We start from the raw sequence: 17,321 nt of genomic DNA on the forward strand, positions 1-17,321 counted from the left end.
TGCGATGAACCTCGGGCGACGCCGCTGGATCCTGCTCGCGGCCCTGACGGCCGTGTCCGTGGGGGCGCTCTTCGCTGTGAGCTGGGTCGTTATGACCTACGAGCGCCACACCCTCGACACGCGCCGCTTCAACGACCTGCAACGGGAGCTGGACGAGTCGACCTGGCGCGCCGACGCGGCCATCGCGCCACTGCTGGCGACCGAGTCCGCCCGCCCGGACGAGCACTACGAGGCGTTCTACATCACCGATCAGGCCCTGACCCGCGAGGGCGAGCCGCTCCCGGGCGGGAAGATCCTGGTTCCATCGCCGCTCTTGGTGAAGCCCGACCGCTACGCGATCCTGCACTTCGCCTGGAACGAGGCGAGCGGCTGGACGTCGCCCCAACTCCCCGCGCCCGAGTTCCATCGGGACGCGATCGAGCGCGGCTGGACCGACGCCGCGTCGATCGAGCGGGCCGCCCTGCTCCTGCGCGACCTGGCCGATCCCGACCTGGCGACGTTCCTGATGGAACGCCTGAGCCCTTCGCGGGTCGAGGGTTCCAGCGGCCCTATCGCGGCCGTCGTCCCGCCCGGCAGGGATCAGCAGGGGCGACTTCGCCTGCTTCTCGCACGCCGCAGCGGAGACGAGCCGGCCGGCATCCAAGGCGTCTGGTTCGACTGGCCCGCCCTGCGACAGCGCCTGCGCAACGCCACCCACTTCGACGAGCGCGAATTGCGACTGGAGCTGCTCGAGCAGCCTCGCGGCGAGATCGAGCCGGGCACCTCGCGCATGGCCAACTTGCCGGTGCTCTTGAAGCTGAACGCCGTGCCGCCACCGCCCCCCGGTTGGTCGACCACGCGCCGGGTGCTGACCCTGGCCTGGATCGGCTTCCTGGCGACGGTCGGCGCGACGGTCGTGGCCCTGTGGACCGCGTGGGAGCTCTCCGCGCGGCGAGGACGGTTCGCCTCGGCCGTGACCCACGAGCTGCGCACCCCCCTGACGACCTTCTGCATGTACTCGCAGATGCTCGCCGACGGCGTGGTCAGCACCGACGAGGCGCGGGCTGACTACCATCGCACCCTGGTGACCGAGGCCGAACGGCTGCGACGGGTGGTCGACAACGTCCTGACCCACTCGCGCATCGAAGGACGCCGCGCGGGCCTGGCGCGCGAGCGCGTGCCGCTGCGAGCACTCTTGGACGTGATCCTGCCTCGGCTCGAGGAACGCGCGTTGGAGGGCGGACTGTGCTTCGACGCGACCGATCCGCGCTCCATCGCGCCCGAGGTCGAGTTGGTCACCGACCGGCAGGCCGTCGAGCAGATCCTCATGAACCTCGTCGACAACTCGGTCAAGTACGGCGCCAGTGGAGCCGACCCGGAGCTGAAGATCGAGCTGCAGGTCTCAGACCGTGCCGTGCGCGTTCGTGTGAGCGACAACGGTCCCGGCATCCCGCGCGACATCTCCCGACGCTTGTTCGAACCCTACGCGCGCAGCGAGCGAGCGGTCGAGTCACGAGCGCCCGGAGTGGGCCTAGGCCTGGCGCTCGCGCGGGGTCTGGCCCGGGAGCTCGGGGGGGATCTGCGCCGACTTCCGGCCGACGTCGGCGCGAGCTTCGAACTGCGCCTGCCCCGCGCCAGTTGAGTCCGCTCGGCCGCTGGCCCACGGGCGCGCCCCACCCTCGATCTCCGCGAGGGTGTCGGCGAAGGAGAGGTGCGACTGGATTCGGCCCTGGAACTCGCCGCGGAACCAACCCAGGTAGCGATCCAGGCGGCCCAGCAGCTCGACCACGTCGGACTCGGTGGCGCAGTAGGGGCTGCCCCCCGGCAGGATCGACGTGGAGTGCAGCGAGAGGGTGAAGACCCGTTCCCCGTCCGCGTGGAAGCGCCGGGTCAGGGCCTGCATCTCCGCCAGGCTGAAGCCCTCCGGAGACAGACGCACGCGCTCGAGTACGGCCAATCGAGAGAGGATCGCCTCGACCCCCAATCGCTTGGCGAGGGGCGCGTCGATGAGCGGCATGAGGACCCGGCCCAGGGACCGCAGGAGCCCCAGGTATCCGCCGGTCACCGGGAGTCCGAGCAGCTCGGGAACCCCGTCGTAGCGATAGGGACTGACCGGGAAGCGACTGAAGTCGGGACCGCCCTCGGCGCGGAAGTCGAAGGGCGGCGTCGCGCTCCCGTCGATCCGGAACCCCAGCTCGACCAGGGCCCGGAGCGTGTTCGGTCCGACGCCGTAACGACCGGCGACGTAGGTTCTGGGCGCGACGCCGATGCGCGCCTCGATCTGGGCCACCAATCGACCGAGCTTCTCACGCTCGAGCTCCGGCGGCAGGTTGCCGGCGAAGGAGTTGGTGCGGTTGACCTCTTCGACGAAGGGCGGGTTGACCCAGGGGTGCAGGTGTGCCCCGACCTCGGCGCGGCCGTCGCGGACCCAGGTCGCCAGGCCCTCGGCCATCCCGGGATGCTCTACCACCGGCCAATCCACAGCCCAGGTCGCGGCGGTGCCGTGGGCGTCGAAGACCGCCTGCAGCCGCGGCAACTGCGGCACCGACGTCGTGGCCGTCGCTTTGCGATCGAAGGGCGCCTGCCAGTCGAACTCCTCCTCCGTGTGGACCTGCACGAGCAGCGTCGGAGGCATCCCGGCAGGCAAGTCGAGCCGCTTGCTAGGTGGTTGGAGCTGGTGGCAATGGGGAGCCATCGAAAGGGTCCGAATTCCAGGAAGCGGGACCCGGACGGTCCTCGGCAGGGAGCATAGCGCCCCCACCTCGTCCGGCGCGCTCCCGCCGACGGCAAACACTCAAGGACCACTCGTGGTCATCCGACACCCCGGGGAGGAACCCCGCCCCGGGTCCCGCCCCCCCATGGAGATCCTCCCGCTCGCCGCCGCCCTACTGGCCACCTTTGCAACCGGTGGTCTCTACTCGCTCGTGGTCCGGTCGCGGCTCCACCGCCAGGGCTCGGAGGAGACCGAGGCACGCTGGGGACGCGAGCTCGAGCGGATGCAGTCCGAGCTGGTCCGAGCCGAGGCCCAGCGGGACCAACTGGCCGCCGCCCTCGAGGGAGGTTCCGCCCCCGCGGCCGACAGTCGAGTGGTCGAGCTGGAACAGACGGTCGCGGAGTTGGGCGAGCAACTGTCCCGCTCCCGCGAGAGCCTCGCGGCGCACGCGGGCGACGAGGATCTGGGCGAGGAGCTGCGCCGCACCCGCGACGAGATCGCGCGTCTGGAGCAGGAGTTGGCCCTGGGTTCGGCCTCCGCCGCTGCGGACGAGGAGCAAGGCGGCGACCCGAGCGCGGACCGGGAGGACGCGATCGAGACTGCCGAAGACACCAGGGCTTCCGAACTCGCCGAGCAAGTCGAGGCGCTGCGCGAGCGAGCCGAGCGGGCCGAATCAGAACAGACGGCCGCGCGCGAGCTGGCCCGAGGCCTCGAGGACGAGATCGGTGAATTGCGCAGCCAGCTCGAGGCCCTGGGCCGAGCCGAGTCCGATGCCGCCGAGGTCGCCGCCCAGCTGGAGCACCGACGCAGCCGACACGCGGAGGAGGTGCGGGGCCTGCAGGAGCGCCTGGCGAGCGCCGATCGCAGCGGCGAAGTCGCGGCGCTGCGCCGCGAGATCGGCGCCCTGCGCGCCAACCACCGCGACCTCGAGCAATCCGCACGCAACAGTTGCGCCGCTGCGGTCGCGCGCCTGGCGGAGATAGACAGCGCCCTTGAACGCGCGGGCGACCTCCAAGCCCAGCTCGGTGCAGCCCGGGCACGCGCGGCCGAAGTGGAGTCGGAGGCCGCCGATCTCGCCCACGATCGCGCGCGTCTGCAGCACGAGCTCGGCGCCCTGCGCACCGAGATGCAGCAGGCCAGCGCATCGATCGGCCAGGATCTGGAACGGGAACACGAAGCACGCGAGCACGCCGAGCAGGCCATTGCCGAGGCCGAGGAACGTGAGGCGCGACGGAGCGAGGAATTGGCGGAACTCGGGGCGCAGCTCGCTGCGGCCGAGGCCCGAGTTGAAACAGCCGCCCAGGAGGGCGAGATGCAGGCCAGAGAGCTGATCGATAGGCTCCAACAAGAGCTGGAGGCTGCCCACGCGCAGTTGGAAACCAACCGCGCCCGAACCGCCGCCGTGGCCGAGGAGCTCTCGCAGGTGCGCGAGGTCTTCGAGACCCACGGGCGGCGGCTCGAGCAGGTGCTGGGCGAGACGCGCGCCGAGCTCGAGACGGCGCACGCGCAGCTGGAGGTCAGTCGCTCGCGTTCGGTGGAACTCGAGCAGGCCCGCACGGCTCTGGCCCTGGAGCTGGAGCTGGCCCAGGAGGAAGTCGAAGACGCCCGCCAGCGCAGCGAGCAATTCGAACAGCATCTCGCCACCGAGGCCGAGGCCCACGAGCGGGCCGCGGCCGAGGCCGAGGCAGCCCTCGCCGCCGCCCGTAGCGAGGCCGAGGACCTGGAGGTCGAGCTCGAACTGGAGCGGCATCGGGTCCGCGAGCGCGACGACCTGGTCCACAAGGTCCGCTCGGAGTTGGACGACGTGCGGGCCGAGCTCGCCACGGCGCAGGGCCGCGCGCAGGAGCTCTCCGACGCGACCGACATTCAGCGCGCCGAGCTGATGCGGGCACGCACCGACGCGGGTGAGCTGGGTGCCGAGTGCGCGAGCCTGGTTGAAGCACTGGACGAGGCGAAGGCGCAGATCGCGTCGCTCGAGGAGTCCGAGCGACGGCTGCAGGCCTCGGAACAGGCGCTCCAGGCCGAACTCGAAGGCGAACGCGGCCGCACCCGCGAGCGCGAGTCCAGCACCCAGGAGATCCATGACCAGCTCGTCGAGGTACGCGCCGCACTCGCCGCGTCCGAGCTGCGAGCGCAGCAGCTCACCGATGCGCTCGATATGCAGCGCGCCGAGCTGACGCACGCTCGCGCCGAGGCCACTTCGTCGGGCGCGCAGGTGGACCGCACGACCCAGCTCCTGGAGGTGTCGAACCAACGCATCGGGGCGCTCGAGGATGCGCGCGCGACGCTCCTGGCGGAGCTCGAGTTGGCCCGCGACCGTGCCCGCGGCACGGGTCAGGTCCTGGAGCTGAAAGACAGCCGGGTGCTGGCCCTCGAGGGTGAGTTGCAGCTCGAACGGGACGCGTGCAGCGGCCTGCGCGCCCAGATCGAAGCGACGTCGCGCGACGCCCGTGACCACGCGGGTCAGCTCGAGTCCGAGCTGGGCTCCCGTGAGGCGGAACTGCAACTCGAACGGGACGCCGCTGCCGCCCTGCGGGGGCAGCTCGAGCAGCTCGAGTCCGAGCTGGGAGTCCAGCGTGCGAGTCGTGAGACGGCCGAGGCCGAGTTGGGCTCCTCCACGGAGCGGGAGCAGACACTCGGGCTGGAGCTCAGCGAGCTGCGCGACGAGCTGACTTCGACCCGCGGACAGCTCGAGACCCTGCGCTCCGAGCTGGGCGAAACCGGTCGACAGGTGGAGTCGACGGCCGAGGAGCTGGCCGCGGCGATGGCCCGAGCCGAGGTGGCCGAACAGGCCTCGAACCGGCGCAGCGAAGAGCTGAACCGCAGCCGCCAGGCGCTCGACGTGTTGAAGGGCGACCTCGAGCACACCAACGCGCGCCTCGCCGACACGGCCTCCGAGCTGGAGGCCGCGACGGCCCGCGGCGAGGAGCTCGAAGCCGAGCGCGACCAGCGGACCCTCGAGCTGGGCGAGACCCGAGCGAGCCTCGAGGGCCTGCGCTCCGAGCTGGCTGAGACCCAGGCGCGCCTGGAGTCCACAGACGACCGCGTCGAGAGCACCGATCGCCAGTTGGGCGAAGCTCTGGCCCGGGCGCAGCAAGCCGAGGCCGGCAGCGAGGAGCAGCGGGCCGAGCTGACGCGAGCCCGGACCGAGCTGGGCGAGACCGCCGCGCAGTTGGAGGCCGTACGCCAGGAGCTACGCGCCACCACCGAGCTGCTGGAATCCACCAGCACCGAGCTCGCCCGAGCGACGGACCAGTCGACCCGATTCGAGAACGAGCTGGCCACGACCGCGGAGCAGTCGTCGCAGGTCGAGGCCGCCCTCACGGCAACGCGCGCTCAACTCGCAGCGGCCAACGAGCGCGCCCGTAGCGTCGAAGGGGACCTCGAGTCGACCCGCAATCGACTGCTGGGCACCCAAGACCGGCTCGCCAACGCCGAGAGCCTCCTGGTCGAGGCCGGGGAGCGTGGCGACAGCATCGAGGCCACCCTGGCCTCGACGCAAAAGGAGTTGCAGGACTCGGCCCGTGAGTTGGAGCAAACCAAGCTCGAGCTGGTGCAAACGGCAGGCAAGCGAGATGGACTGAGCTCGGAGTTGGACCAGGTCCAGGAACGACTGCGCCAGACCGACGAGCAGCTCGCCGCCACCGCCGCGGAGCGCGACGAGCGCGCGGCCGAGGTGGAGCGGATCCGAGCGGAGGTCGAGCAGGTGCAATCCGCCCTGGGTTCGACGCGACAGCAACTCGGCGAGGCCAACGAGGACATCTCGACGGCCCAACGTCAGCTGACCGACACCCAGGGAGAGCTGCAGGCAACGCTCGCCCGGGCGGAGGCAGCCGAGCAGGACCGCGAGCGCCAGTCGGGCGAAGTCGCCGCCAGCCGCGAGCAGGTCTCCCGGTTGGAGCTGGATCTCGACGGGGTGCGCGGCGAGCTGTCGCAGACGCGCGGCGAGCTGGGTGCTGCCGCCATGGACCTGCAGGCCCTGGGTCAGCAGCTCGAGCAGGCCCGTGAACGGGCCTCGGCTACCGAGCGTGAGCGCGACGATCGCGTCACCGAGCTGAACGACACCCGCGCTGCCTTGGAGGCGGTCGAAGTCGAACTCGAGCGCAACCGCGGTGAACTGGCGGCCACGCGGAGCGATCTGGAGTCGACGAGTGCTCGCCTGGCAGCCACCCAGGCCGATCTTGATCAGTTCATCCAACAGACCCAGATGGTCAAGACCGACCGCGATCGAGCGCGTAGCTCGCTGCTCCAGGTCTCGGGCAGGCTCAAGTCCAGCGACGCCCAGTTGGACGAGCTGCGCCAAAGGGCCGCCGCTCTGGCCGCGGAGCTCGCCCACATGGGTGACCACGCGGACGAGGGCGAATTCGCCTCTCCACTGACGCGCCTGGTGCAGCTCGCTCCGGATCTGGCGGAGGACTTCCGTGCGCTGGAACAACTGGATGGGGTCGACCCCGCTGCCCTCGCCCGCGAACTCGACGGACTGATCGACAGCTTCGAGCAAGGCGAGAGCTTGGACGATCAGGGACGGCGACAGGCCCTGGAGGCAGTCCGGACGCGTCTCACCACCTGACGCCCCGGTTCGGACGCTCGGCCTCGCACGCCGCGAGCCGAGCCGCCACCGGCAAAGCGCGGCGACAAAGCGCGGCCGTCGCGACGCTGGCGGATGGCCGCTCTGCCAGCGTGGTTCCAATCCGATGGGAGTGACCGAACCTCGGACTCAGAGGCCTCGGACTCAGAGCCTCGGGCGATTGACCCAACTGGAGGGCCCGCCACCGCGGACAGCGGGGGCGGGCCCTTTTTGGACTGCACAGTCCTTGAGACCCACGATCCGTGGTCACCCACTGCGCGGGTCGGGGGGAGCGAGGCGAATCGTCCGCCCGATCAGCGGCGTGGGCGCCGCGGCTCGGAGGTCTGAGAAGCCGGCGCTCCTCAGGTGTGCAGACTCCTGGAACCGTCACACATGGCTTCGACCACCTCCTTTCGGGGCGTTTCCCCTCCGGAGGGTGAGGTGACCCTCCATCGGGCTCCATGCCAGCCCCGGCGTCCCGGGGCACGCGCGCGTCGGGGTCTTCCCCGCCGGCGGCCGCTGGCGCGAGTCGGACACGAGCGGCTCTCGGTCCGACTCCCACTGACGACGCACTCGGTTCTAGCCCCGAACGAGGGCAGGGGTCAACCCCCTGGGGAGGCAGACCCCTGCTCCGGCACCCCCCGCCCGAGGCGGACGCAGGGTCTTACCAGGTAACGACCGGGTCCGCCGTGACCGCCATGGGCGTGAAGGGCGGCAGGTTCTTGATGTCGTTGAAGTCCTCGTCGTAAGACCAATCGCGATTGGGCGCGGTGTAGCGGTCCCCGCCGTACTTCCACGCGCCCGTCGCGAACTTGCTGGTCCAGGTGTTGACGAACGACCCGTTGATCTTGGCTGTCTTACCGCTCCAGCTCTCGTGGAAGCGCGGGAGGTTCTCGAGGCCACCGTTGTAGGTGTTCCCGGTCGTCTCCTGGTTGCCGGTGATCAGCGCGAGGTTGAAGGTCGTGTCCGAAGCCTTGGGCAGGCTACCCGCCGTCTTGGTGTCGTCCCAACTGTTCGAGAGCAGGTTGACGGCATCGCCGATCGCTGCCGCACTGGTCTTGTTGACCGTGTTGTAGTCGCCCTCCACGTAGATCGACGTCTGCGAGACGATGGTCAGCGGCGCCGAGATCTCGGAGCCGTTGACCGCCTTGAGCCCGCCGGCCTCGGTGCCTTCACCCGCGAAGTAGCTACCCGCATAGAGCAGACCGTTGGACGGGAAGTACCCGCTCGCGTTGAGCTTGCCCATGTCGACCTCGATCACCGTGACCATCCCCGACGGGTTCTCCGTGCCGTCGGCCTGGCGCGCGTCGAAGATCTCGCTCAGGTAGATCACTCCGGAGTCCACCAGGTCGTCCGTGACGTCGGCCAGCCCCTTGTAGGCCTTGAGCTCGGGCTCGCCTCCGGCGCCGGGCTCGAGCAGCAGCTTGAGCCCCGCGTTCTGGTGGAAGAAGCCCGGCTGGTAGTCTCCGCCGGCACTCGGGACGTACTTCCCGGTGACGGCGTCGAGCTTGTAGTTGCCCTTGCCCGGATCGACTTGCTCGTACAGCTGGATCGAACCGATCCCGGGCGTCACCGCCTCACCCAGGCCGTGGTCGCCGGTCAGAACGGTGTTGCCCGACCCACCGCTGTACCCGTCGGGCTCGTCCCACATGGTCAACGAGCCCTTGATGAAGGCCGGCATGTCGCCGATGTCGTTGAAGTCCCCGTCGCCGTTGCCGTCGACGCCGAACAGGAACTTGCTGTCGTAGCCGCTGATGCTCGAGAAGCCGTAGGCTTCGAGCTCCGACTGGCTCATCATCGGCGTGTACTTCTCGGGCTCCGTCGGATCCCACGGATCACTCACCCACTCGCGGATGTCGACCGTGCCGTTCGAGGCCGAGACGCTGTTCTTGCGGTGGCGGAAGATGCTGCCGACGGCATGGATGTAGTTGGTATCCATCGTCAGCTTCCCACCATTCGGGCTCAGGTACATGTTCCGATTCGAGTGCACGCGGCCCCCGAGGGTCATGTCCGGCCCGTTGTGGACCTCCAGATCGTTGGTGTAGAACACCGCGAACTGGAAGATCGGCGTCGCGCGGCAGTTCACCACTCGCCGCATGCGGTAGCTGGAGTCGCCCACGTTCGCCATGGCGGTCAGCTGATAACCGATCAGGTAGTCCGTGATCCCGCTCTCGTCGGACTGCACGGCAAAGTAGCCGCTGGGCTCCATCGTGAACGGGACGGAGGTCCCGTCGATGTCGATCCAGTCGCCCTTGACCGCCGTCGGCAGGTTCCAGTTGGCAACCAGGGACTGCACGTCCTTGGTGGCGACCTCGAGCGCTCCCTCGGCCATGAACTTCGACCGCAGCTCGTCGTGGGCGACGTTGGCGTCCTTGTTCGTCGAGTGCGCGAGCGTCAGCATCACGCTGAGCAGCGCGCCCGCCGAGAAGACGGTAATCACCGCAGCGACCATCGCCACACCCCGTCGGCCGCGCTTGCGCCCCTTGCCCCCGCGGCCGAGCAGCTTGAGCCCCTCGGCCCGGCGAATCGACAGGCTCTGACTGAATCGTTCTTCGGTACTCATGATTGGTGTCCCCACTCGTTCCCCTTCTCCGGTGTCACAGGCTGGTCCCGTTGCGGAGGCTGACCCAGCTCTCCGTTCGGTAGCGATACTCGCGTCCGTCGTCGTCCCTCGCTCGGAAGTAGATCTGAACGCGCACGGCGTTCGGGGGCAGGATGGGGTTGATGGTCCAGTCCTCGACGTTGAACCGCTCCACGTCGCGGGCGATCACCCGCGAGCCGCCGTCGGTCTCGCGGCGCAACAGGGTGTTGCGTCCGTCGAGGCCGGTCACGACCGTGTAGGAGACCAGATCATCGGTGTCCCACATCAAGCTGCCGTCAGCCGGGTTGACGTCCGGCGTGCCGTTGGCGTCGATGTCCGCCGGCAACAGGAACAGGATCTCGCGGTTGGGGCCGAAGTCGAGGTCGCCCGCCTCGGCGACCTTGGTCGGCTGCTCGTGGGCGTGCTCGGGCGCGCCGTAGTTGGCGTCGGGCGTCCCGTCGAAGAAGTGCGGATAGTCGAGCGCGCCGAGCTGCACGAAGCCGCTGGTGCGAAGGTCCCGCACGATCGTGTGCAGCGCTCGCCGAGCCTGTTCCTGGAGCATGCTCTCCGTGGAGCTGGTCAGCGCCATGCGCTTCATGGACGAGGTCGACTCGAGGATCGACGCTCCCAGGATCACCAACAGACTCGCGCCGATGGTCAGCTCCAGCAGCGTGAACCCACCCCGACGCCGGTTCTTGCGTGTGTCCCTCATCGCGTCACCACCGATGCCAAGGTCAGCGAGCGCTGGCGTCCTTCGAAGTCCGTCCACGCGCCGGTGATCTTGAAGTGCAGAGGGTCCGGCGGTTCCACGCCGGGCACGTAGCCGTCGTAGAGGGTGATGATCTTCAGGTTGTCGAGCCCGAGATCATCGTCCAACGGCGCGGTCTTGCCGTGGGCCACGACCGGGTTGGTGGGCAGGTCCTCCGGCTTCTGGGCGTGGATGTACTCCATCACCGTCTCGAGCCGCGTCAGCACCAGCTGGGTCTCCCTGCTCTGTCGCATGACCTGCTGGGTCCCGATCTGGCCACTGAACGCAGCGACCAGGCCCACCGTCATGACGGTCATGGCCAGCATCAGCTCCAGCACCGAGAAGCCCCGTCGCCGGCGCTTCGCTCCCCACATTGCCCCAATGGTCATCGTCGGTCTCGGATGCCCCACGCACCCGCCCCCCTGCGAAACTTCGCGATCTCGCGGTCGACCCCCAGGTCGGTCCGCCAACGAGGAGGCCTATCGGGCCTCGCGCGCGGCGCCGATAAGGCCCGCTACGTAAAACCTCAGCGGAGGCGCAGGATCCGCCGTTCGGATACCTCTGGGGCCTCCCAGGGGACCGGGATGCCGGTCGCCGTGCGCCAGGCGTCGATCTGGTCGGCGTAGTGGGGATCGAACGGATGCCCGGACTGCCCGCCGGGCTGGGAGTGGCGTGACCCCGCGGGGTGGGCCGGATCGGCGACGAATCGCAGGGCGGCCGTACCGGTCACCACCAACGCATCGGCCTCCCAATGGGCCCAGATGGCGGCCACCGTGGACGAGTGACCTGGCAAGGGGATGGGCCCCCGATTCAAGCTGCCCGAGAGCCCGGGGAAGGCCGCCAGGGGGTGTTCGAGGGTCAGACTCTGGATCTGGTCCAGGCGCCAATCGGCCACGTCAGGCCCGAAGCGCGCGGCTCCGCTGGCCCAGGCCGATGCCAGGGCCGCCTGGACCACCTGCGCTCGGCCCTCGACCTCGGGAGTGCGGCGGTCGTCGAACCAGATCGGATCCAGCTCGCCCGACAGCAGCCGCACCAGCGTGTACTCCGGGCCCCGTCCGGTGGGCGCGGGCGCGCCGCCCTGCTCCCACTCGTCCGCCATGATGGCCGCCATCAACTCGCGCAGCACCAGCACGAACAACGCCCCGGGACCACGGGCCCCGACCTGACCGTCCCACTGCGACAGGGCGTCGCGCGCCAGGGTCGCGTCCCCGCTCAGATCGTCCGCGGCCAGCGCTGCCGCCAACTCCAGGCCGAACAGGGACGTCACGTCCAGTTGCAGCGCCGCCAGGTCGTCGGTGTTCCAACCCTCCCGCGACGAAAGGGCCGATTCGATGCGCCTCTGACGCTGGGGTGGCGCCCAGTCGGCGTAGAACTCCCCCACGTAGCCGGGCGGCCGAATGTCCGCATTGGCGCTGAACAAGCGTCCCGACTCGGGGTCGATCTGACGCGGGTTGGAGCTCGGCGACACGTGCAACAGGCCGCCCTCGTCCAGCCTGCCCTCGTAGTTGCGCCAACCGTACTCACCGCTCCAAGCGGGAGCCGGAAGGCGCCCATCACCCGCCCTGCGCTGCGGGACGCGCCCGATCACCTGCAACGCCATGCGCCCATCGGCCTGGGCCACCAGCAGGTTCTGTGCCGGCGCGACGTAGGTATCCGCCGCCTCCAGGGCCACTTCCAGTGCGGGTGCCTCGACCAACGCCAGGAACAGGCGCAGGGGATCGGCAGCTTCCAGCGCGGTCCAAGCCACGCTGCGCGCCAGGCGGTCGAGGCCCTGCGCCGTCGAATCGCCGGGGAAGAACGGCCCCAGGTCGCTGCGCGCGACGGTGATCTGGCGCGTCTCACCGAAGCGCACGTGAATCTCTTCGGTGTGGCTCTCGAGCTCGAGCCAGCCGCCGGGCCGAGCGACGCGACCGCCGCCCTCGTCGACGCGCTCGAGGAACACGTCGTCGCCGTCGAGGCCGGTGTTGGTCAGGGACCAGGCGCGGTGCTCGCCGACGCCGATCACCGGCGCCGGCGTGCCCGGCAGGGTCAGCGCGAAGACCTCGAAGTCCGGCGCCGACAGGCGTGCCGCGAAGAAGCGCGAAGGCAAGCCCACGGTCAGATGCGGATCGCCGGCCAACAGGGGACCGCCGGTCGCCGTGTGCGCCCCGGTGAGGGCCCAGTTGTTGCTGTTGCCGCGCGCTCCATCGGCCTGCTCGTCGGAGGTCGGATCGGGCAGCTGCTCCAGTGCTCGGAGCAACTCCTCCGGCACGTGCAGCTCGTCCACGCCCATCAGCTCCGCGAGCCGCGGCACCCCGACGGCCGCCAACCACTGGGATCGCCGCAGCTCGGTGCGAGCGGGCTCGCCCAAGTCGTAGGCCATCAGGATCGGGTAGGCGGCGGAGTCCACCGGACTCCAGGGTTCCGGACGCAGACCGAGCAAACGCAGTCCGGGCGGCAGGTCGTCGCCGCGGCGCTCGAGCCAAGCGTTGACACCGGCGGCGTAGGCCTCCAACCAGGCGCGCGACCGATCCGACGCCCGCGCCACGCCCTCGGCCGCGGCGCGGGCGACGCCCAGCCTCCGCATGCGCACGTCGAAGTTCACCAGCCCCTCGCCCAGGACCTCGGACAGTCGCCCGGCGGCTGCGCGCCGGCCCAGCTCCATCTGGGTCATGCGGTCATTGGCGTGCAGGAAGCCCAGGGCGCGGGCCAGGTCCAAGGCGTGCTCCGCCCGCACGTGTGGCACGCCGTAGTCGTCGAAGCGAATCTCGACCGGGCCCGCGAGGCCCGCCAGGGGCAGGTCCCCCGAACGCCACGGAAGCCCGCTGTGGGAGAGGTCTCGCAAGTACGCCAAGACGCCGAGCACCAGGGCCGCGAGGGCCATCGCCACGGCGCCGAGCTTGCCCCCCATCGCCTTCAAGCGCTCCGCGCCGGCAGGGCCTCGAGGACCTCGCGCATGATCCGCAGATGGTGCTGGCCGTGCAGCCCGGCGAAGCGCAGCCAGCGGGTCGCGGACAGCACGCCCAGGTCGGCGTGCGGGATCCCACCGCGCGCCGCAATGATCGAATCCAGGTCGCCGGTCAGGCGCTCCAGCTCGGCGACGTTGCTGTGGTAGGTGTCCCGCACGACTGTCGGATCGGGCCGCGCCGGGGGCGTGACGGCGCGCGGAGCCTGGCCGACGCCGCGCGGGATGACGCCGTGGTGGACCGACAGCAGCCCGAGCAGGCTGGGTCCACCTTCGTGCACGATCCACTTGGACCCGCCGTCCACCAGCATCCGCACGTTCCGCAGGGCCAACTCGTTGGCCAGGGTGATGTGGAACAGATGGTGCCCGGCGGACCAGCCGGAGACCTCGGGCGCGGCGGCGAAGAGCAGCTCGTCCTCGAGCGCGACGATCGACTCGCACTCACGGTAGAAGTCGAACAGCCGCCGGACGTCCGCGGGCGTGTCCTCGAGCCACATCAGACGTACATCGCCATCTGGAGCCGGCGGCGGTAGCTGTGGGCCAGGTCGCTCGACGAGCCGAGGGAGTCGAGCACCTCGACCATCGCTCGGCGGGCGGCCTGCTCGTTGTACTCGCGGTCGATCTCGATCGTCTCGAGCAGCAGGTCGAGACCCTCCTCCACTCGCCCGACACTGGCCAGAGCCCGTCCGTAGGCGATGCGCGCGTCGAGATCCTTCTCGTTCTGGGCCGCGGCCGCCAGGGCCGTGAGGTCCACGGCTTGCTCCTGCGCCAGGGCCAGGCGCGCGCGCAGGGCCCGCGCCTCGGCGCCCTCGGCAACGGACGGCGGCAGTGCGTCGAGCAGCCCGATCGCGCGCGCGCTGTCGCCAGCCTCCAGGGCGGCGCGAGCCAGCAGCAGCTTGACCTCGTCGTCGTCGGGGCGATCGGCGAAGAGGCCCTCGAGCATGGCCACCGCTCCTGCGGCGTCACCGGCCTCGAGCGCGGCCCGCGCGGGCTCCAGGGGATCTTCCACCGGACCGACGTGGGGCTCCAGGAAGCGACGGATCTCGGCCTCGGGCAGGGCGCCGACGAAGCCGTCGGCCGGCCGGCCGTCGATCACGAGCACGACTGTGGGGATGCTCTGCACCTGGAAGGCGGCGGCCAGCTCCTGCTCCTTCTCGGTGTCGACCTTGGCCAACACGAAGGCCCCGTTCAGCTCGACGGCGAGGTTCTCGAGGATCGGCCCGAGCGTCTTGCACGGCCCACACCACTCGGCCCAGAAGTCCACCAGGACCGGCACCGTCTTGGAGCGCTCGACGACCTCGAGCGCGAAGTTGGAGACGCCGACGTCGACGACGTGGGGAGAGGCACTGGGCATCGAGAGTTTCGGATTCGGGGTCGATCGGGGACCCGAGGGGGCGGCGGACGAGAGCTGGCAGCATAAGCCACCCGGCGCGCGGCTCAACGCCTCGGCCCTCGGGGCGGCTATCCTCGGGCCATGCCGGCCCCCCCCCGCCCGCCCGCTCCGCCGTGCCCCCGGTGGCTGGTGGTGCTGACGCTCGCGGTCGCACTCCTGTCCCAGTGGATGCTGCCGCCCTTCATGGGCGAGGACGAGCCGTGGCACCTGGAGTACGCCGAGCACGTGGCCGCGGGTCATCTGCCCAGCACCAGCATGGTCACCAGGGTCGCGGACCTGGCGACGCTCTCCCCGTCCCAGTACCAGGTTGCCGGGCGTTTCCCGGGTCTCGACCACGGGGAGATTCGCGCGAAGCAGGCGGAGATCCTCGCAGCCCTGGACGCGAGCGACGTGTGGCGCCGCGTGGACTGGGCCGAGGATCCTTCCGGCGCGGTCAGCTTCGACGCCATCCACCCCGGAATCTCCGCAGCGGCCCAGCCGCCTGGCTACTACCTCTTGGCCGGGGCTTGGCTGCGGCTGTGCCCATTCGACGGGACCATCGCGCGGCTGCGCTGGCTGCGGCTGCTGTCGGCACTGTGCTACGTCGCGGTCGTCGGCCTGTGTTACCACTGCGCGGGCCGGTTGGGCGGGCCCGCTCCAGCGGCGGCCGTGGGTGCCCTGGCCGCCTTGATGCCGATGCACCTGCGCCAAGCGGCCACGGTCAATCCGGATGTGCTGGCCAAGCTGGTCGTGGCCCTCGCGACCTACGTCGCCCTGCGCGGGCTGAGCGACCATCGCCGTCGGTGGCTGCTGATCGCGGCTCTGGCCGCAGGCGTCGCGCCCTGGATCAAGAGCACTGCGGTCAGCGCCGTGGTTCCCGCGGCAGTGCTGGCGCTGGTCTTTCTGCGACGACGCTTCGGCCGCACGTGGCCCGTCCTCGGCCTGGCTCTCCTTGGAGCCACGATCGCCGGCGCCGTGGCCGCCCTGCGCTCCGGCCCGGTGATCCCGGCCAACCTCTCGCGTGCGCTCGAGCGACTCCAGGACGGCTTGGCCGCGCCCAACTGGATCGAGCTCTTCCGCACCCTGCTGGGTGCTTTCGGTTGGTATGGGCGAACCGTGCCGAGCTGGTTCGCGGCGCTCGCCGTCGTTGCGTTGGTCGTCGCACTGATCGGCCTGCTGCGCGGGGTGCGGTCGGAGTCCGCGAGCACTTCGCGACCTGCCCTGTTGCTGTTGATCCTGGTCCTGTTGACCCAGTTCGCCCTGGTGGCCCTGCGCGGCGAGGCCGCGGGGCGCTACCTCTACCCGGCCCTCCCCGCCGCCACGGCCCTGGCTGCATTCGGATGGTGGAGCGCCTGGGCGGGCCGTCTGCGCCCGGCCGCGGCGCCGAGCTTCGCCTTCCTCTTGACCCTGTGGTTCGCCCTGGCCTTCTTCGACGGGGCTCTGTTGCACGAACGGATGGCCCTGGGGAGCTGATGCGCGCCTCGATCCTGATCGCCGCCCTGGCCGGGCTGCTCGTGGCCGGCATCGACTTCGTCCTGCGCGCCGCCGACCTGCCCGACGTCGCCGTGCGTGACCGACCCCCGATCCTCGTCGCCGGCGATCTGCGTGGCGGGACGGCCCTGGTCCAGACCCTGCCGGTGAACGGCCAACGCCTGCGACGGGTGGAGATCGCCGTGCGCCCGGGCGCGCCCCTGGGAACCGAACTCGGGACCCTGTACGTCGAGGGAACCGCGGGCGCGCCCGCCCGGGCCCGCGGGCGCTTGGTCCAGGGTTCCTACCGCGGGTCGGCGCACCTGCGCTTCGACTTCGACTCACCGCAACTCGACGGCAGCGGCTCGCTCCGACTCGGCTTGTCCTGCCCGGACGAGGCCGCGCTCGTGCCCTGGTTGCGCGCGCGCGGTGTGACCGGAACGCGCTGGGACTTCGGCCGCAAGCCCCTCGGACCCGGCGAGCTGTGGCGCGCCGTGCGGCCCGACCTGGACCGCCTTTCGGGCTTCGCGATTCCGATGGCGAACCTACCCGCCGACGCCGGTCCCGTGGTGCTCGAGGTCTACGCGATCCCGCTCGAACCCGAAGGGCGTGCATGGACCCGTCAACCGATTCTGTCCAGCCTAGGGCTCGAGGGCTCCGACCCGGGCAAGCACCTGCGTCGAGTCGTGCTCGAGCTGCCCCCGCCGACCATCGCCGGGCACCTCTTGCTGCGCTTCGAGCCGATCGAGCTCTCGCGCAATCACCTGTTCGCGCTCCGACTCAGCTTGCCACCGGGCGCCACCACGGTGGGCGACGTCGACGGTTTCGGCTTCGTGACCCTGCACGGAGATCCGAGCGAGTTGGCGGGTTGGTCGACGACCCGCGGTGGCCGTTCACTGGGGCCGGCGGAGCTGCACACCTGGGTGTGGACCGATTGAGACAGCGAC

Annotated in this window: 11 protein-coding genes; 4 read left to right on the forward strand and 7 right to left on the reverse strand. The window is 70.4% G+C overall.

Translation table 11 applies throughout. The annotated features are described in order from the left end of the window. Positions 1–4 precede the first annotated feature (4 nt). Entirely contained in the window at positions 5–1,621 is a 1,617-nt protein-coding gene (locus tag Pla133_RS14160) for a sensor histidine kinase (RefSeq protein ID WP_145066316.1), read from the forward strand. Here Pla133_RS14160 and Pla133_RS14165 read toward each other — a convergent pair. Beyond that, positions 1,511–2,614 carry a polysaccharide deacetylase family protein gene (locus Pla133_RS14165; protein WP_145066318.1) on the reverse strand — a complete coding sequence of 368 codons (1,104 nt, stop codon included), beginning with the start codon at positions 2,612–2,614 and terminating at the stop codon, positions 1,511–1,513. The two genes, Pla133_RS14160 and Pla133_RS14165, sit on opposite strands and share 111 nt — an antisense overlap. A 223-nt stretch (positions 2,615–2,837) precedes the next feature. On the opposite strand from Pla133_RS14165, the gene Pla133_RS14170 reads away from it, so the two are divergent. Continuing rightward, positions 2,838–7,262, forward strand: a complete 4,425-nt coding sequence (locus tag Pla133_RS14170) for a hypothetical protein (RefSeq protein ID WP_145066320.1) — start codon at positions 2,838–2,840, stop codon at positions 7,260–7,262. A gap of 661 nt (positions 7,263–7,923) precedes the next feature. Here Pla133_RS14170 and Pla133_RS14175 read toward each other — a convergent pair. The 6 genes from Pla133_RS14175 to trxA all read right to left on the reverse strand — a co-directional run bounded on the left by Pla133_RS14175 (position 7,924) and on the right by trxA (position 14,886). Next, on the reverse strand, positions 7,924–9,822 hold the full coding sequence (locus Pla133_RS14175) for a hypothetical protein (protein WP_145066322.1): 1,899 nt from the start codon (positions 9,820–9,822) through the stop codon (positions 7,924–7,926). A gap of 34 nt (positions 9,823–9,856) precedes the next feature. Next, positions 9,857–10,552, reverse strand: a complete 696-nt coding sequence (locus Pla133_RS14180) for a PilW family protein (RefSeq protein ID WP_145066325.1) — start codon at positions 10,550–10,552, stop codon at positions 9,857–9,859. Next, entirely contained in the window at positions 10,549–10,977 is a 429-nt protein-coding gene (locus Pla133_RS14185; RefSeq protein ID WP_145066327.1) for a PulJ/GspJ family protein, read from the reverse strand. The genes Pla133_RS14180 and Pla133_RS14185 overlap by 4 nt, the downstream gene beginning before the upstream one ends. Positions 10,978–11,114: 137 nt before the next feature. Then, on the reverse strand, positions 11,115–13,478 hold the full coding sequence (locus tag Pla133_RS14190) for a penicillin acylase family protein (protein ID WP_145066329.1): 2,364 nt from the start codon (positions 13,476–13,478) through the stop codon (positions 11,115–11,117). Positions 13,479–13,483: 5 nt separating this feature from the next. Then, complete coding sequence (locus Pla133_RS14195) at positions 13,484–14,029, reverse strand: DinB family protein (RefSeq protein WP_145066331.1); 546 nt, start codon at positions 14,027–14,029, stop codon at positions 13,484–13,486. Next, positions 14,029–14,886 carry a thioredoxin gene (gene trxA, locus Pla133_RS14200; RefSeq protein ID WP_419191529.1) on the reverse strand — a complete coding sequence of 286 codons (858 nt, stop codon included), beginning with the start codon at positions 14,884–14,886 and terminating at the stop codon, positions 14,029–14,031. Before trxA ends, Pla133_RS14195 begins: the two co-directional genes overlap by 1 nt. A gap of 120 nt (positions 14,887–15,006) precedes the next feature. Between trxA and Pla133_RS14205 the strand changes: the two genes are divergently transcribed. Continuing rightward, entirely contained in the window at positions 15,007–16,377 is a 1,371-nt protein-coding gene (locus Pla133_RS14205) for a glycosyltransferase family 39 protein (RefSeq protein WP_145066335.1), read from the forward strand. Further along, on the forward strand, positions 16,377–17,312 hold the full coding sequence (locus tag Pla133_RS14210) for a hypothetical protein (RefSeq protein WP_145066337.1): 936 nt from the start codon (positions 16,377–16,379) through the stop codon (positions 17,310–17,312). Before Pla133_RS14205 ends, Pla133_RS14210 begins: the two co-directional genes overlap by 1 nt. Positions 17,313–17,321 lie beyond the last annotated feature (9 nt).

The sequence above is a fragment of the Engelhardtia mirabilis genome (genome assembly GCF_007748095.1).
Classification (GTDB): domain Bacteria; phylum Planctomycetota; class UBA1135; order UBA1135.